At 59.1% G+C, this 20,007-nt stretch carries 13 protein-coding genes and 1 tRNA gene; 4 read left to right on the top strand and 10 right to left on the bottom strand.

Going from position 1 to position 20,007, the window contains the following annotated elements:
• Positions 1-138: 138 nt before the first annotated feature.
• Both HMPREF3155_RS01860 and HMPREF3155_RS01855 read right to left on the bottom strand, forming a co-directional pair.
• Positions 139-215 (bottom strand) — tRNA-Met (locus HMPREF3155_RS01860).
• Between the two features lie 159 nt (positions 216-374).
• Positions 375-3,341 carry a UPF0182 family protein gene (locus HMPREF3155_RS01855; RefSeq protein WP_070432435.1) on the bottom strand — a complete coding sequence of 989 codons (2,967 nt, stop codon included), beginning with the start codon at positions 3,339-3,341 and terminating at the stop codon, positions 375-377.
• A gap of 121 nt (positions 3,342-3,462) precedes the next feature.
• On the opposite strand from HMPREF3155_RS01855, the gene HMPREF3155_RS01850 reads away from it, so the two are divergent.
• Together HMPREF3155_RS01850 and HMPREF3155_RS01845 are read left to right on the top strand one after the other, a co-directional pair.
• The gene (locus HMPREF3155_RS01850) at positions 3,463-4,014 is read left to right on the top strand and encodes a PPA1309 family protein (RefSeq protein ID WP_061921059.1); all 552 of its coding nucleotides are present in this window, start codon (positions 3,463-3,465) and stop codon (positions 4,012-4,014) included.
• Between the two features lie 90 nt (positions 4,015-4,104).
• Positions 4,105-4,788: a beta-N-acetylglucosaminidase gene (locus HMPREF3155_RS01845; RefSeq protein WP_235591011.1), complete on the top strand. Its 684-nt coding sequence runs from the start codon at positions 4,105-4,107 to the stop codon at positions 4,786-4,788.
• Here the strand turns inward: HMPREF3155_RS01845 and HMPREF3155_RS01840 are convergent.
• Positions 4,785-5,849, bottom strand: a complete 1,065-nt coding sequence (locus HMPREF3155_RS01840; protein ID WP_070432434.1) for a YlbL family protein — start codon at positions 5,847-5,849, stop codon at positions 4,785-4,787. The two genes, HMPREF3155_RS01845 and HMPREF3155_RS01840, sit on opposite strands and share 4 nt — an antisense overlap.
• Positions 5,850-5,942: 93 nt before the next feature.
• Between HMPREF3155_RS01840 and HMPREF3155_RS01835 the strand changes: the two genes are divergently transcribed.
• Positions 5,943-7,319, top strand: a complete 1,377-nt coding sequence (locus HMPREF3155_RS01835) for a zinc-dependent metalloprotease (RefSeq protein WP_070432433.1) — start codon at positions 5,943-5,945, stop codon at positions 7,317-7,319.
• 45 nt (positions 7,320-7,364) lie between these two features.
• Here the strand turns inward: HMPREF3155_RS01835 and HMPREF3155_RS01830 are convergent, their stop codons facing one another.
• Positions 7,365-7,874 (bottom strand): M48 metallopeptidase family protein, encoded by a 510-nt coding sequence (locus tag HMPREF3155_RS01830; protein ID WP_062035654.1) that lies wholly within the window; start codon positions 7,872-7,874, stop codon positions 7,365-7,367.
• A gap of 60 nt (positions 7,875-7,934) precedes the next feature.
• Here HMPREF3155_RS01830 and HMPREF3155_RS01825 point away from each other — a divergent pair, with 60 nt between their 5' ends.
• On the top strand, positions 7,935-8,798 hold the full coding sequence (locus HMPREF3155_RS01825; RefSeq protein WP_083281219.1) for a hypothetical protein: 864 nt from the start codon (positions 7,935-7,937) through the stop codon (positions 8,796-8,798).
• Between the two features lie 75 nt (positions 8,799-8,873).
• Here the strand turns inward: HMPREF3155_RS01825 and HMPREF3155_RS01820 are convergent, their stop codons facing one another.
• The 6 genes from HMPREF3155_RS01820 to HMPREF3155_RS01795 form a co-directional block, all read right to left on the bottom strand.
• Positions 8,874-10,928, bottom strand: a complete 2,055-nt coding sequence (locus HMPREF3155_RS01820) for an ATP-dependent DNA helicase UvrD2 (RefSeq protein WP_070432432.1) — start codon at positions 10,926-10,928, stop codon at positions 8,874-8,876.
• Positions 10,921-11,640 carry an NAD(+) diphosphatase gene (locus HMPREF3155_RS01815; protein WP_070432431.1) on the bottom strand — a complete coding sequence of 240 codons (720 nt, stop codon included), beginning with the start codon at positions 11,638-11,640 and terminating at the stop codon, positions 10,921-10,923. The genes HMPREF3155_RS01820 and HMPREF3155_RS01815 overlap by 8 nt, the downstream gene beginning before the upstream one ends.
• Positions 11,640-12,701 (bottom strand): potassium channel family protein, encoded by a 1,062-nt coding sequence (locus HMPREF3155_RS01810; RefSeq protein WP_235591010.1) that lies wholly within the window; start codon positions 12,699-12,701, stop codon positions 11,640-11,642. Before HMPREF3155_RS01810 ends, HMPREF3155_RS01815 begins: the two co-directional genes overlap by 1 nt.
• A gap of 156 nt (positions 12,702-12,857) precedes the next feature.
• Positions 12,858-16,067 (bottom strand): ATP-dependent helicase, encoded by a 3,210-nt coding sequence (locus tag HMPREF3155_RS01805; protein WP_070432430.1) that lies wholly within the window; start codon positions 16,065-16,067, stop codon positions 12,858-12,860.
• The gene (locus HMPREF3155_RS01800; RefSeq protein WP_246817629.1) at positions 16,051-19,227 is read right to left on the bottom strand and encodes an ATP-dependent DNA helicase; all 3,177 of its coding nucleotides are present in this window, start codon (positions 19,225-19,227) and stop codon (positions 16,051-16,053) included. Before HMPREF3155_RS01800 ends, HMPREF3155_RS01805 begins: the two co-directional genes overlap by 17 nt.
• Entirely contained in the window at positions 19,224-20,003 is a 780-nt protein-coding gene (locus tag HMPREF3155_RS01795; RefSeq protein ID WP_070432429.1) for a hypothetical protein, read from the bottom strand. The genes HMPREF3155_RS01800 and HMPREF3155_RS01795 overlap by 4 nt, the downstream gene beginning before the upstream one ends.
• Positions 20,004-20,007: the final 4 nt, after the last annotated feature.

Here is a 20,007-nt window from a genome sequence, read left to right as displayed (position 1 = left end):
ACGCCGAACGGACACACATTCTGCTACTTAACCCACAAAAAGCCATCGCTAAAGTCCCGATTTGAGTCCCAGGACGTGCGCCTTAAGAGAAATAACTAAAGCCCCTACCAGTGTTTCTCCTGGTAGGGGCTTGGAAGTTGGTAGCGGGGGCAGGATTCGAACCTACGACCTCTGGGTTATGAGCCCAGCGAGCTACCGAGCTGCTCCACCCCGCGTCGAGATGTACTTCTAAACATCTACGCTTTAACGAGACTGATTATTTTCATAACCGCTCTCGTCGGCGACCTCTGTAACTATACAGACAGATAGCCACCCACCCAAATCCCCTGGGCAGGTGGCCATTCGCGTTTATCTAGGCAGTATTTTCTACTTGCCTACTTCGACTCGACCTTCTTGTAGGCCTCAACAGCCTGGTCGAGCTCGTCGAGAGCCTTGCCGTATTCCTCGAAGGAACCGTTGCGGGCTTTCTCTACGTTGTCGAGTGCTTTGTTGATGCCGTCAATGGCATCGGCCTCACTAGAGGCCGCCGGCGCCGAGGCAGGAGCCGAAGCCTTGCCCTCATCCTTGGACTTGGAGTCCTCACCGGAGTCCTTCTTCGCGTCAGCTGCACTGCCGTCGCCGTCGATCTCAGTGATGTCCTGCGCGGACTTAGGATCGATGCCCACCTGGTCGAGGGCCTCACCGATAGTCGGGGCATAACCCACGCGACCCTTGTAGGAAACGAGAACGCGTAGCAGCTTCGGGAACGCGGATTCCTGGTCCTTACGCTGCGAGTAAATAGGCTCCATGTAAAGAATCTCGCCGCCGCCTACCGGCAGTGCCAACAGGTTGCCGTAGTTCAGGTCATTCGAGCCTTCCCACAGCGTGCGGTCACGAGCGACCTGGTCGGAAGACATCATGGCGTCCTGCGCCTGCTTCGGGCCCTGGGTCTGAGTATTCGTCGGCAGCACGCGAACGGTGATCTGACCGTAGTTCTCTGGGTCCGAGGACACCGCCATATGCGCGGAGAGGAACTGACGGTTCAAACCGCGATAAGAAGTAATCAGCTGGAAGCTTGGCTTCCCGGACTTCGGATCCGCCGCCATGACGTAGTAAGGAGGTTGGTTCAAACCACGTGCCTCGCCGGCGGTTGGGTCTTCTGGCACAGACCAGAAGGCATCGTTATTAAAGAACACGCCTGGGTCGGAAACGTGGTACTTCGCCAACAGATCGCGCTGCACCTTGAACATGTCTTCCGGGTAACGGAAGTGGCCGCGCAGCTCGTCAGAGATTTCCGCTTTCGGCTTGACGACGCCCGGGAATACGCCCTCCCAGGCCTTCAGAACTGGGTCCTGGTCATCAAACTCAAAGAGATCCACGGAGCCGTCATAAGCGTCGACAGTAGCCTTCACAGAGTTGCGGATATAACCCACCTGCTCGTTGATAAGCCGCTGGCTGGTGCCGTTCGGGTTCTGCGTATCCTGCGTGGAATCTGTCAGCGAGGTGCGCTGTGAATAAGGCAGGGACTCAAGCGTTGTATAACCATCCACAATCCACTTGATGCGGCCGTCAATGACGGCTGGGTAGGTGGCAGAATCGGTGGTCAGCCACGGCGCTACCTTTTCCACGCGCTTGCGCGGGTCGCGGTCGTAGAGAATCTTAGATTCGGAGCCCACGCGGTCAGACAGCAGCAGGTTCATCTCCTGGTACTTCAGCGCATACGCGGTGCGGTCCACAATATTGCCGATCTCAACGCCGCCCTTACCGTCATAGGTGTAAGTGGTGGAATCGGTATCGTACTCAACTGGCTTATCACCGGTCTCGCCCACTACGGCGTAGTCACGCCCATCGCGTGCGCCGGCAATGACCGGACCATAGTAGGTGCGCGGCTGGTCCACCTTGATTCCCAGGGACTTCTCGGCGTCCTTGGTCTCGCCTTCACCCTCATGCTGCTTGCCCTGCTGGGTTTGCAGATCGGAGACGGTAAAGATTGGGAATCCGCCGCGGGCAGAGCCGGCGTCGCGCGCAACCTCGTCGACCGTGTTTGCTTGGGCTGCAACGAAGCCGTTTCCGTGGGTATAAACCGTGTGGCGGTTGATCCAGTTCTGCTGGTTTTCCTGCAGCTCATTCGGATCCAGCTCACGTGCGGCGACCACGAAGTCGCGCAGTTCACCGTCCACGGTGTAACGGTCCATCGCCAAGGTCTCTGGGAAACCATAGAAGTTCTTCAGCTGCTGCATCTGGGTAAAGGTTGGCGCCAAGATATCCGGATCCAACAAGCGCAGGTTCGAAATCGTGGAGGAATCCGAAGCCACCTTAGAATCCGCTACTTCCTCTGCTCCCCAGTTCTCCTCATAGGTAACCTGCTCATCCGTGAGCCCGTAGGAATAGCGGGTGGATTCAATATTGCGGGCGATGTATTCCGCTTCCTTTGCCTGGCGGTTCGGGTTGACGGAAAAGCGCTCCATCAAAAGCGGCCAAGCCTGACCGATGATGACAGAGGAAAGCAACATCAGCACCACTGCAAGTGCAGGGATACGCAGATCCTTGATTACCACCGCAGCGATAATCGCCACTGCTACGACGACGCCGACGACCATCAGAATGATCTTGGCCGGCAGGTAAGCATTGATGTCGGTGTAGGAGCCGCCGGTAAACAGCGAGTGTTGGTTGTACAGAAGCTGATAACGATCCAACCAGTAGCCTGCTACCTGCAGCAGCATCCATAGGCCACCGGTTACCGCAAGCTGCACGCGAGCCGGGCGAGAAATGGAGCCGCGCACACCGGAGGCACGGTTGCCGATGCGAATGCCGCCCAAAATGTAATGGCTAAACAGCGCCAGCAAGAAACACACCAGAAGCAGCATCGAAAACGCCGAAACGATGATGTTCCACACCGGTAGCTGGAAGGCATAGAATCCCAAGTCCTTGTGGAACTGCGGATCATCAACGCCGAAATCCTGGCCGTTTAAAAAGAGCATGAACTGGCGCCACGAAGCCTGCCCCATCAGGCCTGCCACCACACCGACTAGCAGCGGGATAACCTTTAGGAACACGCCCATGGTCTTTTCGATGGAACGACGGTACTGGTAAACCGGCGAATTCAGATCGTTAAAATCTAAGCTCTCGGGGCGGCCACGCCACGCAACGCGGCCCGCGGCATAAACCACGCCTGCCGATACCACTGCGAAGATGACAAAAAGCACGATTCGCGCTACCAAGGTGGTGGTAAAAACACCACGGTATTCAATTGCGCCGAACCACTTCCAATCTGTATAAAAGCCCACTAACAATGGGCCGATGAACAGTAAGGCGGCAATGATAGCGACCGTCCAGGACAAGCCCCTGGGAGGTCGCTTCATTGGGGCAGCGGGTCGGGAGATACCAGAGGCCAACGCCAGCTCCAATCAAAATCGTGCGAATATAAGCGGTATAGTCTTCCAGCTTAGGGAAGCAATACACAGTTAACGAATAAGGAGTCTCATGAGTTCCCCCGAGCTTTCTCAGCCAGCATTAAACAAAGCCATGCGTGAAGCAGTGGAATTTGTCCACGCTGAGGGCTGGGAGGCACCCCCTACCCTTTTCGCTCTGGTGCCGACTTCTTTGGTCGCGGACCAGCTGGCAGAGCTCAATGAGGAAGACGCTTCCCCGCTGACCCTTATCGTGCAGGACAATATCCCGGAAAACATCGAACCCGGCTCCGAGCAGCTAGCCGATTATGTCTCCCGCGTGGTCTGGCCACACGAGATCGCCGGCGTCATCTTGGCCCAAGAGATTAAATTCCGCGACACCTCTGCTGAGGCTGGCCAGAGCGCAGACTCTAGCCCGCGTCCTGCACGCCTTTTCTCCGGTGTGCTGCGTGAGGAAGGCGTCGAACTGACCCTGCTGCAGGTGCGCCCAACCGAGGAAGAACTGGAAGCAGCCGGCCCGTTTGCACAAGACGATATCCAGCTGCGCGGCGGCCCAGACGTGGCACCGGGTGTCATCGCCGCATTGCGCTACGGGCTCGAACAAGATCCCGATGAACTCGACTAAACTGAGGCACTAAGTGTCTTAGACCCAAATTTCTCTACACCTGAAGTCTCAATGCTTTCTTTTGAACTCACAGCTTTGAAGGAGTACCTCGTGCGAAATTCCTTGTCCGCCCGCACCGCCTGCGTAGCAGCTGGACTGTTTGCTGCAAGTTGCTCCCTCGCGGCATGTGGGGACGGCCAGGAGGCTAGCCAGCCCGCACCGGCTGCTCCTGTAGCTACCAGTCAGAAGGCTGAAACCCCGGCCCCGAAGACGTCGGCAAGCACCGCTACTACCACTTCTTCTGAGCAATCCTCGGCCGAGGCCACCACCTCCGAGGAAACAGAATCTGGCGCGAGCGAGCCGGCAAGCGAGTCCGCCTCCGCTTCTGCGACTGCTGCCAATGGCGAAAAGAAGGGCAACGGAAAGCTCTCCAAGCAGGTAGAAGAAGCCTACGAGACCTTCGAAACCCTTGTTCCGGTGGAGATCTTCCAGCAGTTCGACCGCTGTGATCCCAACGGTGTCGCAGATTCTTATAACTGCTCCGGCTCGGAAATCGGCCAGTTCCAGTTCTTCAAGAACAAGTCCAAGGCCGCCCAAACCACGCAGGTGCTCACCGAGCTGCGCAGCTCCCGCGTGGTCAAGGATGAAGGCGACCGCGTCGTCGGCTGGTCCATGCTGGGCAATACCGCCATCTTGACCGTGGTGGACAACAAGGACGGTCTCGTGATGCAGCAGATGATCTCAACCGACCAAGACGATCCCGAAGAGCGTCTTAAAGAGCTCGGTCTAATCTAATTGCAGGTCTGAACCTGCTTGCCGTGGGCGAAGTCATCCATCGCCTGAATGGCATCGTCCAAGGTCTCCACCTTGGCAACCACCATGTCGCCGGTGTCGCGGCTCGTGGCCTCCGCGCAGTTGTCTGCGGGTGCTAGGAAGAGCTCGGCGCCGGCTTCTTTCGAAGCGGCGACCTTGTGCACGATTCCGCCGATGGGACCCACCGTGCCGTCTTCGCTGATGGTGCCGGTACCGGCAACGAACTTGCCGCCGTTGAGCTCGCCATCAGAAAGCTTGTCGATTACCGCGAGAGTAAACATCATGCCCGCGGACGGCCCGCCGATGTCCTGCAGGTTGTAATCAACCTGGATATCTTCCTTAGGCTTCGAGGTCATCGAAATGCCCATCAGCGCCACCGAATCATCGTGTGGATGCGCCGCCAGCGTGACCTTTTCTTGCAGCTTCTTGCCACCGCGTTCAATGCCGAGTTCAACCTCATCGCCGGGCTTCTTCGCACGGACCATGTCCTGCACCTGCCCCGGCTGCGTTACCTTCTCACCATCAACGGAGGTAATAACGTCATCTGCACGCACGACCCCCGCGGCAGGTGCATCCTCTAGAACCTGCGCCACCACGATCTTCACTGGCACGTCGAGATAATTCATCGCAGCGACCGTCGCAGCCGACTCCGACTGTGTGAAGGCCTGCTCGTTCGACTCGTTTACTTCTTCATCCGTCTGCCCCTGCGGGATGACGGTATCGATTGGTACCAGAGTGTCATCAGTCATGATCCAGCGACCCAAGGCCTGCGTCAGCGTCATATTGGTGCGCACAGACACGGTGGTCATATTGAGCTGACCGGAAGTCTCATAGGTCTTTGGCGCTTTCACGTCCACGACCTCAGTGCCATCAACCTCGCTGAGCGTATCCACGGTTGGGCCAGGCCCCTCGGCCGCATAAGGCACGGTTAAAGCAATATCCGTGCCAGGGATGCGATCGATGCTCAAGGCACCACCCAGCACGATGACCGGGATAGCGCCCCAAACGAGCGTGCGGAGGCGTCGATTTTCTGGTGAATTCACGAGGAATTAGCCTACAACGTTTTCATCCTTGTTCGCTGACAGCGTTGCGCGAGCGATGGAAACAGCCCACCGCCAGCCGGTACATTGGAGCGCATGAGCAACGGATTCGGTTTTTCTTTTCCCAACAATGATGACGGTGACGACGATAACTCGCGCCGCGACCAGAACCCGTTTGGCGCCTTCGGCTTCGGTGGCAGCGCCGCGGGCGGTGGTCTAGGAGACCTTCTTAATCAGTTCGGCCAGATGCTTTCTGGCATGGGCTCCTCAATGAACTCTCCTGAGGGCTCCGGCCCGGTCAACTATGAGATGGCCCAGCGCATCGCGCAGCAACAGATTTCCAACGACAAGGAAATCAGTAGTGCCGATAGTAATGCGGTAGCAGAAGCCGTACGCCTAGCGGAGCTTTGGCTTGACGACGCCACCGAATTGCCCACCGCTTCCGGCAGCGTCAAGGCGTGGAACTCCAGCGAGTGGCTCGAAGCAACGATGCCAATGTGGAAGCGCTTGGTTACCCCAGTTGCCGAGCACATGAACAATGCACAGCTGGAGTCAATGCCGGAAGAAGCCCGCGAGATGATGGGCCCGATGGCAAACATGATGAATCAGATGTCCGGCATGAACTTTGGCATGCAGTTGGGCCGCGCACTTGGTGACCTTGCCACCCAGGCGCTTACCGGCTCCGACTTCGGCATTCCGGTCTCCCCTGCCGGTAGCACCGCGCTTTTGCCACACAACATCCAAAAGATCGCGCGCGATCTCAATGTGCCGGGCCAAGAAATTCTGGTCTATATTGGCGCCCGCGAGGCCGCCCGCCAGCGCCTGTTCAAGCACGTTCCGTGGCTGGTTGAGCGCCTAGTTTCCTCCGTCGAGGAGTACGCAATTGGCCTTGTCATCGACACTTCCCACATCGAGGAAGCAACCCGCGAGCTCAACCTTGAATCTGGTGACCCACAAGCCATCCAGGATGCGATGAGCAAGCTGCAGGGCATGGACCTGACCCCGCGCATTACCTCCCGCAATGCCGGTGCTGTCTCCCGCCTGGAAACCTTGCTCGCGCTCGTTGAGGGCTGGGTTGATCAGGTAGTAAACGATGCACTGGGAGATCGCATCCCGTCCACCTCCACCATGAACGAGGCGTGGGCGCATCGCCGTGCCACCGGCGGATCCGCAGAAAAGGCCATTTCCAAGGTCGTCGGCATCGAGTTGTCTGCGCCGAAGGTCGACGCCGCTGCCGAGCTGTGGCGTCGCGCGACGGTCGCCGTGGGCGTTGCCAAGCGCGACAGGGCTTGGGACCACCCAGACTTTCTGCCTACGGCAGAGCACCTCGATAACCCGGCCGCCTTCATCGACAGCTTGCTCGACGATGCCACCGATTCCGGTTTCGAGGAAGAATTCGCAAAGCTTGAAGAAATGCTGCGCGAGCAGGATGAAGACGGCGATTCCAATAGCTCCGATGAAGACAAGGAATAACGCCTAGGGCCACTGCCTATCTCCCCCGTTGCCATTAGAGGCCTATCAGCCAAAGCGCTGGTAGGCCTCTAAGTATCCCTTGGCCCGCTCCGCTTTCGGCGCGCGGTCAGCCCACTGCCAAAATTCCGGCCCGTGCCCGGGGATGAAGGTATGAGTCAGCTCATGGATGACGACAGAATCGAGGACATACTCCGGCACGTCCTTGAGGCGATCGGTGATGCGAATATCGCCGGTAGAGGTAGTGCAGCTGCCCCACCGTGTGTTTTGATTGCCCACCCAACGAATTGAGCCAATCTTCGCTCGCCCGTCGAGGAAGTTTTTATTGAGCTGGACGGCGCGCTCGTGCAGATCAGCATCAGAGCGCCGCGTCGAGGTGTGCTTGCGCGCTACCTTCGCCTGCATGTCGGCCACGGCTTTGGCCTCCTCTTTCGCCGACATCCAGGAAGGAATCCGGACTTCTAAGACGCCGTCGACAAGCCGTGCTTGCACCGTCCGCTTGCGCTTTGCGGAACGGATAACGCGCACGGCGACACCTGAGTTCTCATTACTCGACATGACAGGTCATTGTACTTGTGCTGGAATGGGAGCAACGAGCGTGGCTTTAGGGGGAAAAGCATGCCAGTTGCATCGCAAGAGCAATCAACGACTGCCTACATGTTGGCGCCGGGGGTAAGCATTCTGGAGCGCGAGCCCGGCGTCATTCAGTTCGGCATGGACGCCACTCGCGTGGGGGTGGTCGAGGTGGAAAGCGAAATTATCGCTTCCTTGAGTCGCCTCCACCAGCCCATTACGCGCGATAGTATTCAGCGGCTCCTCACCCGCGCCGGCATGGAGGAAACCGCTGCGAGCTCGCTGATTGAGGATCTCATTTGTTACAACATTTTGTGGCCGGAGCCTGCGCGAAGCTGCGTGGTTGTGCTGGGCAAAAGCCCGCTTGCCGAGGCCATACGGGCAGCCGCCAGCCAGGATGGATTCGTGCTGCGTAACCAGCTAGAACAAGAAAATACCTACTCGTATATCAAGGCTGTCAGCCCGCATTTTCCGGTGGTAGCGGTGGATTTCCTTGATAAGCCGGTGGAACTGGCTGAAGCACTGCGCAAGTGCAAGGGCGACTTTTTACCTGTGTCGATGTTTGACGCCCGTGGTGTAATTGGCCCCCTGCGAACCGCCGGCCGCGGGCCGTGTCCCATGTGCTCGCATCTGCACCGAATCGACGGCGATGAGCAGTGGCACAACGTCGTCTGCCAATTGGATACAGCAGATGCCAAGGCCGACGAGGTCATTATCAAAGCGATTGCCATGCAAACCATGATCTTTTTAAGACGGCTTGCAGGCCGCCCCAGCCCACCTGGTGCAAAAAGTAGCCGCGTCATGCAAGGCGAGTTACTGGAGGTAGACCCTTACGGCCACAACCAATACCGCCTAGTCCTCGAGCATCCGAAGTGCCCCTACTGTTTTGAAAGGTCCCAGCGGCGCTAAGCGCTAGCATCGTGGCGCTTCCCTGCGGCATCTGGCTAAAAATGCAGGTCTGGGTTTGCTGCCCTGGGTACTTGTTCAGCTGCGCAGCGTGGAGATGATCTGCAGAACTTCCGCACCATAGCGCTCAAGCTTGGAGGGGCCGACGCCGGAGATTTCGAGCAGCTCGCCTTCGTCAGCCGGGAGAGCCTCAGAGATTGCTTGCAGAGTGGCATCGGAGAAGATGACGTAGGCCGGCACTTTGGCATCGCGGGCGGTGTTCGCACGCCAAGCGCGCAAGGCGGAGAACACTTCTTCGTCGCCCTCGTAATCGCAGTACTCGTGGCGTCCCAAGACCTTTTCAGCCGGGCTGCTCAACGGCGCTGCACATACCCGGCACTTGCGCTCGCGATAGCGCCTACCGCTACCAGCGCTTTCTTCGATTCCCGGCACCAAGCCGTCAAGGAAGCGGGTGCGTTCACGGGAGGCCCGAGAACCAGTGGTTTTTGCCAAAGCCCAAGACAAAGCGAGGTGCTCGCGGGCGCGGGTGATTCCGACGTAGAACAGGCGGCGTTCTTCTTCCACCTGCTCGTCACCTGCCTTGATGGCGTAGTTGATAGGTAGCAGCTTCTCCGTCAGGCCCACCAAGAACACGGCGTCCCACTCCAAGCCCTTGGCCGCGTGGATGGTCGCCAGCGTGACGCCTTCCATCGTGGGGTTCTGCTTATTTTCAGAACGGCGATGCAGCTCTCCCAGCACTCCGCTCAAATCAATGCCTTCATGGTCTTGGACAATTTGCTCGATGAGATCTACGAGAGCATTCAGCGACTGCCAACGCTCACGTGCCTTGGCACCCTGCGGCTCGCTAGGCGTAAGCCCCAATTCAACGAAAGCAGCACGAGCGATGGCGACGGGATCCGCTGGCAAGTCTTCACGGCGGGTAGCCGCAATGAGCACGCGGATTGCTTCCAGGATTTCCGGGCGGCGAAAGAAGCCCTCGCCACCGCGGACTTGGTAGACGATGCCGGCGTCGGCAAGCGCCTGCTCAAACTGCTCAGACTGGGCGTTGATACGGTAGAGCACCGCGATCTCAGAGGCTTTAACGCCCTTGTTGAGCAGAGTCAGGATTTGGCCCGCGACTTCCTTTGCCTCGATCTCTTCGGATTCAAAAGCCTTGAACGTCGGCTCCGGGCCGGGCTCGCGCATACCCTGCAGTTCCAAGCGTGTACCGGCAGCGCGGCCAGATGCCTTCGCGATGACGCGGTTGGCCAAGTCCGTTACCTGCGGGGTGGAACGGTAGTCACGCTGCAGCTTCACGATTGTGGCGTTGGGGTAGGTGCGCGAGAAGTTCAGCAGATAATCCGGCGAGGCACCGTTGAAGGAGTAAATCGTCTGGTTGGCATCGCCAACCACAGTGAGGTCATCGCGCTCGCCCAGCCACGCATCTAGAACCCGCTGCTGCAGCGGGGTAACGTCCTGGTACTCATCCACCACGAAGGTGCGGTACTGCTCACGGAAGACCTCTGCCACGGAAGGGACATTCTCAATGGCGCCAGCGATGTGCATGAGCAGGTCATCAAAGTCCAAGAACATGCGATCCGGAGTGGACTTGAGCTGCTCATAGCGGCGGAATACCTCCGCGACCTTGGCAGGTTCAGCAGGCGCTTCGCGGTCAATTGTGGCGATTACCTGCGGATAGGAATCCGGCCCAACCAGCGAGGACTTAGCCCATTCGATCTCGCTGAGATAATCCCTGATGGAGTCCTTCGAATTATCGAGATTCAGCGAGCGCACCGCACGGGCAACGAGGGAGAACTTGTTATCGACGAGCTCCCACGGCAAATCACCTGCCACCTGCGGCCAAAAATAGCGCAGCTGACGCCGCGCCGCCGCGTGAAAAGTCAGCGCCTGGACACCGCCGACTCCCATGTGGTTGAGGCGGTCACGCATCTCGCCCGCAGCACGGGTAGTAAAAGTAACCGCAAGGATGCGCTGCGGGCTAGCGAAACCTTGGTCCACCATGTTGGCGATGCGGTAAGTAACCGTACGGGTCTTACCGGTGCCCGCGCCCGCCAGGATGCACACCGGCCCACGCGGGGCGGTGGCTGCTGCAAGCTGGTCCTCGTCCAATAGGGACAAATCCGGCCTATTCACCGTGGTACCACTCCATTATCATCGTGTGTGCAATCGAGCCCTTGCGGGCAATGTTTAATTCCGGCAGCTCAGCGCGTGAAACCCAGCGGATTTCTTCGAGCTCGCCATCAGTATCGCAAACAGCCTGGACATCATCCGTGACCGCACTAAAGCCCATCATCAACGAGCCACTAGGCGGCCAAGGCTGCGAGCCCCAATAGCGCACTTCGTGCACACGCCTGCCGGTCTCCTCCAACGCTTCCCGCGCGAAAGCTTCCTCCAGGCTCTCCCCCGGTTCGACGTAGCCCGCGATGAGCGAGAAGAAGCTATTGCGCACGCGGTTGCGAGCCAGAAGGATCTTATCCGTGCCTGCCAAGTAGATAATGCCGATTACTGCGGGATTGATCCGTGGAAAGACCATGCGGCGTGGGTCTTGGAGCGAGCGCCCGACGACGCCCGGTTCTGGGAAGTACAGTTCATCACCCGTACGCGCATCAAAACGCGTCTCCCGGCGATTGCGAACTAAATGGATGGCCTTGAGGATGTCAGGGTTTTCTGCGAAGAAGGCAGCGTCACGGAGCGTTCCCAGCTTCGTAGCGGATTGATCGGGGATAGAAAACGCCTGAACGGCCCCTACCTCAACGAGGATGGGGCCGCTGGGCTCCGCGACCAAGACCGGCGCACCCGTGTCATCGACCGGCACTCGGTTGCTCTCGGTGACAGGAAGAAACACTAGTCTTCTTCGTCCTCTTCTTCAGTTGCCTGCTCCATCTCGTGCTTGATGTAAAGGAGGCGATCACCGGGCTTGAGGGAGTAAGCATCCGCGGTATCCACGCGGTGCAGCTCATTGTTACGCAGCACTGCCAGCACGATGTCTGCGAGGTGACGTGGGTTGGAGCCCACCTCGAACTCGCGGACCGCACGTTCGGAGACGGAAAAGCCCTCGTTTGGGGAGAGGAGATCCTCCATCATTTCCACGACCGTCGGCGTTACGGTGGCAAGGCCCAGCAGGCGTCCGGCAGTCTCCGCGGAGGTAACCACGGAATCGGCACCCGATTGGCGCAGCAGGTGGCGGTTCTCAGACTCACGCACCGAAGCGACAATCTTTGCCTTCGGGTTCAGCTCGCGCACCGAGAGAGTACACAGAACGGCGGTATCGTCCGTGGACGGAGTCACGACAACAGACGCCGCATTCTCGACGCCCGCGATGCGCAGGACATCTTGCTTAGTGCCGGAACCGAAGATGGTGACCAGGCCGTGGTGTTCAGCGTTCGCGAGCGAGGCACGGTTGGTGTCGATGACCACGATCTGGGAGGCCGGGACGTCGTCAGCCAGCAAAGCAGCGACGGCGCCCGCGCCCTTGGTGCCGTAACCAATAACAACAGTGTGGTTGCGCAATTGCTTTCTCCAATTCTGGATTTCGAATGTACGACGTGCTTTATCTGTCAGCACTGACAGCGTCGCGCCGACCAACAAAACAAGGAAGATCAGGCGGGCTGGCGTAACTATAAGCAGGTTGACGAAGCGGGCTTGCGGGGTCACCGGGACGATATCGCCGTAGCCCACTGTGGTGAGAGAGACTGCGGCGTAGTACGCAGCATCGAGAAACGACAGGTTCTCGCTGTAGCCATCACCATCGAAGTAAACAACGACGGTGACGAAGACAAGCAGCGCGAATGCCCACAGGACGCGGCTGCCCAGCTGCTTCCACGGGCTGTCATTGTCAGCACGCGGGACCGTGATCACATCAATGAGCGCGTGATCAGGCTGCGACGTCAGCTCAATCTGCGGCATGAAGCGCGCCTTAAAGCGACGGCTTATGCGTTGCGCACGTTGTTTCGGCACTGGACTTTGGTCTTCCTCTAACTTTGATTTTTGTGGCTTTAGCGGCACGCGTTAACGCGAGCATAGCCATAATGGGACCCGCGTTTTACGAACCGGCTAAATACCTTAACCCGCAGAGGCAGAAACTGACGATTCAAGAAGCTCCACCAGCCGCTTTCCGGTGGGCAAATCCCGCGGTTCAAAGAGATAGCCGTCATGGACATAGAAGAATGCCGCGCGTACGTCTTCGGTGCTATGCACGCGCCGCCATGCCTCAGCATAGACCGCAAGCTGGATCTCTGCCGCGCGCATATCCGCGCCTTTAGGCGGGCGGCCAGTTTTCCAGTCCACGATAAACCAGGTGCCGTCTGCTTCGCGGAAGACTGCGTCCATGCGTCCGCGTACTACCGAATCACCGATGGTGATTTCAAAAGGCGCCTCAACGTATTCCGGGGTGCGCTGCGCCCATTCGGAGAAAAGGAATGCCTCCTTCAATGCTTCCAAGTCCTGCTCAGGCTGTTCATCGGAGCCGGGCAGTTCATCCTCCGACAACAGAGCCGGCGAACCAAACCTATCTTCCAGCCAAGCGTGGAAAGCGGTACCGCGTTTGGCGTATGCATTCGGCTTAAAAGGAATGGGACGTCGTTGGCGCCGCGCGAACTGAATGGGGTCTGAACTGAGCGAGACCATGTCGGAAGCTGTCAGCTCGGTTGGAAGCTCTACGTCCACGACGGGTGCTTGCAATGCCGCGTATTCCTCGATCAAAGCACCGGCTTCTTGTTCCCAAAGCTCAAAGGTTTCTCCTGCGCGCAACTCCGGAAGTTTGTCCATGGCCTCCAGCACAGTCTCCGCTGCCTTCACAGCATGCGAGCTAGCTTCCAGCGCTGGGAAAGTGCCCTCGAGCATTACCTCGTGCGCGGCAGCCTCCTCGGGGCTAGCAGGCACGTCCCAATGCTGAACCAAGTCAGGATGCTTTGCACGCAGCAGTTCTAGGTATTCGTAGGGCCCCTTCTTCGACTTATTTTGGACCTTGTTGGTTCCAGAACCCGTAATCGTCAGCGTGGACTCGGTGCGGGTCATCGCAACGTAGAACAGGCGCGCGCTTTCCTCGCGCTGGTTCTGGCGCACGTTTTCCTTATAGGCCTCGCATGCCTTGCCGAATTCCGAACGCTTTGTGGCATCAGGGTCCAGCTCGATGACGTCTTCGTCACCGGGGACCTTCTCCACGAAGGTGAGGAAGGTTTCGGCTTGGCCCTTGTAGCTCGTGGAGTCAGCGTGGAGCACACAGACGTGCTTCCACTCCAGGCCTTTGGATTTGTGCACGGTCATGATTTGCACGCGCCCGGCTACAGCGGGAGCTTCGCCGGGAGTAAGGCCGTCTTCGCGTTCGCGTGCCATCGAGAGATAGTCCAGCAATGCGGAAAGGGAATCGCCGTGGAAATCAGCGACGACGTCGGCAAAAGCGTCCAGGTGCGTGGTGCCGCCCAACGTGCCGCTGGCTAGGACCTCGGTGCGGATATTAAAGAGTGCTTCGATGTCGGCGAAGAGATCCGATAAAGACTTAGACAGCGAGTAGGTACGCAGATGGCGCAGTTTCGAAGAAAGCTCCTCCATGCGCACCAGCCCCGGCGCGCTATAGCGTTCGCGCTCGCCAAGGTCTGCCAAAGCATCGGCCAGGCCCAAAGTTTGTCCGGTGCCTTCTTCAGTCAGCTCCGCTAGTTGGGCGGCGAGATGCTCGACTGGGTCGCCGCCCTCCCAACGCAACCGTCCTGATGCCGCTGCATCGCCGCCGGCAAGGTTGCGTTGACGTGCCAATAGCTGCTGCAGATCCTTTACGCCTAGCCCGCACATGGGCCCGGTGAGCACGCGCAGTGCGGCGTTGGTGTCCTGCGGACGGACGAGGATGGTGGCAACGGCAATGAGATCTTGAATCTCCGGCTGCCAGAGCAAGCCGCCTAGGCCGACGATTTCATTCGGCACGCCTGCGTCATCTAGGGCTTGTGCGATAAGGGGCGATTGCTTATTCGTTCGCACAAGCACCGCCGCGCTGAAATCGTTTGGGTCCTCGTATCGCTCATAAAGGCTCTTGAGATGCTGGGCGATGTGTTCATGCTCCTCGCGCTCAGAGGCAAAATACCCCAGCTCGATATCGCCTTCCGGCGCGCCATCGCGCGGCTGCAGCTCATCAACAGGCCGTGGGCCAGCGGACTCGGAAAAGAGCTTGGCCGCGACGTCGTTTGCCAGTTCCAAAGCACGCTGTGGGTTGCGCCAGGATGTGGTCAGCTGGTCCTTCGGCGCGGGTGAGCCATCTTCCTGAGGGAAATCCTCTACGAAGGCAGCAAGATTTTCTGCCGTGGCGCCACGCCAACCGTAGATAGATTGCATTGGATCGCCCACGGCCGTTACGGATACGCCTGGGCGCACGCCGCCGAACAGGGAACGAAGAAGCACGCGCTGTGCATGGGAGGTGTCCTGGTACTCATCGAGCATCACCACGTTGAAACGCTGGCTTTGCTGCTCGCCTACTGCGGGATGGCTCTGGGCCAGCTTGGCGGCGATTGCCATTTGCTCGCCAAAGGTGATGACGCCACGGGCCGCTTGTTCTTCCTTCAGGGCCTCAACGAGTGGAAGATACTCCACACGCAGCTGCTGGCGGTCTAGGTACCGTTGCACATCCTTGTTGAATTCCGGGCCGTTTTTACGGGTCTTTTCTAGGTCATAAGCGGTGGCAGTGAAGATCCGGGCATGCTCCCGGATATCGGCCGGATCCATCAACGCGTTATCGATGGATTGTGCAAGCTTGAGCAGGGTCTCAGTAACCGTGGCCACCGACTGGGACGCAGATAATTTGCCGCCGTAATTGAGCACGACATCGTGCGCGATAGCGAAGCGCTCTGCATCTGTAATAATCCGCGCGCTTGGCTCAACCGGCACGAGCAGGCCATATTCCCGTACCAAATCACCCGCGTAGGAGTCATACGTGGCGACCTTCGGCGCAATGTTTTCCAGCGCTTCCGCCGCTGCAGAATCCGGCGCGACGATGCGGGAATCTCGCAACTTCATCAATTGCTTACGGATGCGCTGCTCAAGCTGCTGAGCTGCCTTGCGGGTAAAGGTTAGACCCAAGACGTTTTCTGGGCGCACCATGCCATTGGCCACGAGGTAGACCACACGCGAGGCCATGGTTTCCGTCTTGCCAGCGCCCGCGCCGGCGACGACCAGCTTCGGACCGAGCGGGCCCTCGATGACCTTGCTCTGTTCGTCCGTCGGCGGGAAAGGCTTATCCAAAGCAGCAGCAAGTTGCTGGGGGCTTAATAGTTTAGTCTGCGAGCTCATCAGAGACCTGCTTTCCTTCTGCTTGGATGGGACAAATGGACCGGATTGCGCAGCGCCCACAGGACTCATTTTCCCGGGCGGTCAAGTGCTGACTGGAAAGTTCAGCTACCAGCGCGGGCAGCTTCCCAGCGAATTCTTCTAGTTCTTCCGGCGGCACAGCAGCTTGGTCACGGCTGGTGATGGACTTTTGATCAGTGCCTGGATAAACCAGCACGCCGCCACCGCGAGCCATACCCTCACCCGTGCGGATTACAGGACCGTGTGCTCTGTCTTCGTTAGCGTCGCACAGCTGACCATGTGCCAAGGCCAGCTGATAGGTCTTTAGCTGCGCATTGTCTTTGGCTTCCTCACGAGACGGCGCGCTGCTGCCCGTCTTGAGGTCAACCACCATGTAGTCTTCGCCTGCTTTAACCAGGCGGTCCATATAGCCTGCCACCTTAATTCCCGGCATGACCTCCACGGAGACCGGAACCTCCACACCAATCAGCTCGAAGTTAGAAGCAGTGTCCTGGGCCCACTGATGCGTGCGCTCAAGCAGGCGCTCAAAGTCCGCGAGCTCGGAGTCTCGCTTCCAGCTGGGCGCATTAAGGATGAGGCCAAAAGCATCCTTGACCATCTTTTTGCCAAGTTCTGGATCCACGCCGCGGCCCAGCGCCTCAAGATATGCATGCGCCATGGTGCCGCGCAGCAACGCCAGCGGCGTCTCTTCTTCCTCGCTCAAGTTTCCAAGTACTGCATTGAGCGGACAACGCAAGAGCGCCTCCACGCGGGATGGCGAGACACGGCCAGTGGGCGTGCCAGAGTCTTCCGTTTCTTCCGCTACCGCCACCGAGCGTGCAGCCCACCATTGCTCAGGATGGGCTCCGGGCACTCCGGCCTTGGCAAGCCGTGCGAGCTGACGTGCCGCCTGACTGCGCTCAGCCTCCCCGCTTTCAGGATCCATGACAACACGGCGCAATTGGGCCACGAAAGAAGGCACCGAAAGCACCGCTACCTCGAGCGGGTCAATTTCCCGCTCACCGCGCACTGATACCGGTTCGGGTTCGGCCACTTGCAAGCCCAACTCTTGCGGCAAACGCACCGCGCGCAGGCGCTTATTTGCTTCCCGGCGTTCGACTGCACCGGGCACGTCCACGCTGCCCTGCCGCGCAAACTCACTAATAAAGCGCGACGGCTCTTCGGGCACGTCAGCATCGGGTGCATCGACCGCGGCAAGCAACAAACGCGCACGATGGCGGGTCGTGGCCACATGGAACAAGCGGCGTTCCTCCCTCAAGCGGCTTGCCACATGGCTTACCGGCGTGCCCGGGGTAATCGACCGATCCAGCAGATCAATTAACGCTTCCTGCTCAAAGATCGATCCCGTCTCACCGAGGGAAGGCCAAGCACCTTCCTGAGCGCCAGCGATGACAACAGTGTCCCATTCCCGGCCCACCGCACCGTGCGCAGTAATCACCTCTACCGCCTGCGGGATAGCGCTGCGGCGGTCACGCACGCCGGTGGGCAATTCTTGTTCTTCGATGTGCCGCAGGAAGGAATCGAGCGAAGCTCCGGGACGGCGCTCAGAGTAGTCACCTGCAGCATCAAAAAGCGCCATCATGGCATCCAGGTCGCGGTCTGCCTGCGAGCCGGTTGCACCACCGCGCAACGCAGCCGCCTGCAAACGAGCATCGAGCCCAGTGGCATTCCATACCTCCCACAGGATTTCCTCGATAGAGGCTTGCGCACCAATGGCAGCGCGGCCTGCCTGCACAATCGCGCGGATGCGCTCCAAGATGGTTTCTTCGCGCTCGGTCAAAAGCCCCGCGAAATCCGGCAACTGCCCTTCCAAAAGTCCACGCAGCGAATCAATGCCGCGCGCTTGTGGCGCCCACCGCCGCAGGCCACGAATCAGGCGGCGCAAGGTTACGGGATCCGCTCCGCCCACAGGCCCGGTGACTAGGTCTTCGAGTTCCGCATTGCTGAGTTCATGCTCGAGCGCCCGTAATGCCAAAAGTACCGACTTGACCAGCCTTTGCTCGGCCAAGATTACGTCCGTGGGATTGATATGAACCGGCACGCCAGCGGCTAGCAGCGTGCGGCGAATCTGGCCGATATCTCCGCTAGAGCGGACGATGACGGCGATATCGCGCCAGTCGACGCCGTCTTCCAAGTGCCGGCGGCGCACCGCGTCGGCCACCACATCACGCAAGGTCGAGCGCGAGTCCACGATGCTGATGCAGGCAGGCGCTGGACGACGCTGCGGTTCATCCAGCACCAGCTCATGCTCTGCGGGAAAAGAAGTCAAGAACTCCGAATTGGCACCGCGGAAAGCAAAGACCGCTTGGTCAGGGTCACCTGCTACTACGGTCAGTTCCGCCCCACGCGAGAGCTTTTGCACAAGCAATCCGGAGGTTGGATCAAGCAGCTGGGCATCGTCAACGATGATGGTGTGCCACGGGTGGTTTTCGGTAGCGCTAGAGCGCAGCAGTACCTCGTTGACTAACTCCGCCGCCGAATAAGAGTGTAGGCCGGCTAGCTGCTGGGTGCGCTCATACTCCAGCAGGAATTCACCCGCCGCAGTCCACATCGGTCGGTCATACTTCTTACCCAACTCCATGAGCTCATCAGGACCTTGGCCGCGCTCGATAGCGCGCAACAGAAGGTCGCGCAATTGGCGCGCGAAACCCTCGAAGGTCAGTGCCGGCCGTACCTCCGCCGGCCAGCTGCCGCGATGTTCTTCGGCTTGGCCCTCGAGTAGTTCACGGATGACGGCGTCCTGCTCCGCGCCGGTGATAAGGCGGATCTCCTCGTCCGCTGCATTACGCAACAGCGCAAAGGCCAGCGAGTGCACGGAGCGCACCATGGAGGCCTGCGCCGCGTAATCCTCAAGGTGTTCTGCCAATTCACGGCGCAGGATGGCGCCAGATTCCTTGGAGGTGGAAACAACCAGAATGCCCGAAGGATCGGCGCCGCTGCGCAGCTTTTCCAAAACCACGTCAATCAGCAGGCTGGAAACGCCGGCACCAGCCGAGCCTAAAACGCGCCAGGCACCTTTTTGCGGCAGCGGAAAATCCCAAGTGCGCGTGCTGTAATTGGCATGGCGCGGCACGAGGCGCACTTGAGGGGAAGGCGGCAAAACGACGCCTACACGGGCAGTAGAACGGGGATCGTAACTCACCCGTTTAGTATTTCAGATGCCCTGGACACCAGCAGAGCTTCGACCCTTTCAATATTCGAACGCGTGGTTGACTTCGAAGCGGGATGCAAGTTATTGACGTAGCGGCGATAAGCTGAGGCACGCAACAACAACTGCGGCATACCTGGCACGTGTCCAAAGCGCGAACAAATTCCATCATCCACAGACTCGGCTACTAGGCCGTCGACAATAACGAGTGCCGCGCTCCAGCCCAGTGGACGTGGGGCTGCGGAAGGCACGACGTCGACAAGCGCCGGCGGATTCGCCCCAGAGTAAACGGTCGTGCCCAGCACGTCCACGTGCGCGATGCCCACGGGGAGGCTATCAGTTAGCTCCGCCGAATAGGCCTCCCCTGTCTCCGCCCAAGCGGCACGCTCGGCGCGAGCGAAAACGTCGTCACGCTGGCCAACATTCGGCATAGGAAATGTAGAAAGCGCCGCGTCCAAGCGCAAGGCCATCTGTGCGGTTTCATCGATGCGCCCACGCAGCTGCCCTGGAACATACTGATTGGCCTTCCAGCCCGCAGCTGTAAAACGGGCATCCGTGCTAAGGACCGGCCGCACCACGCGCGCGCCTTCTACGGCGAGCTTCTCACGGACCTTGGCGGACCATCCGGAAAGCTCGTTGGCGCGGGCGAAGACAACGTCACCTACCTTGATGCCGTGATCCCACTCCGGCCCCAGAACCTCACTTTGGACCTTGCGGAGATTGGCGCCAGCGTGAAATGCATTCAGCACGTGCTCTGGAGGAAGCAACATTTAG

The sequence above is a fragment of the Corynebacterium sp. HMSC06D04 genome, assembly GCF_001807315.1.
In the GTDB taxonomy this organism is placed as follows: domain Bacteria; phylum Actinomycetota; class Actinomycetes; order Mycobacteriales; family Mycobacteriaceae; genus Corynebacterium; species Corynebacterium simulans.
The sequence above is the reverse complement of the archived record's forward strand: the minus strand, read 5'-3'. Positions and strand labels throughout refer to the sequence as shown.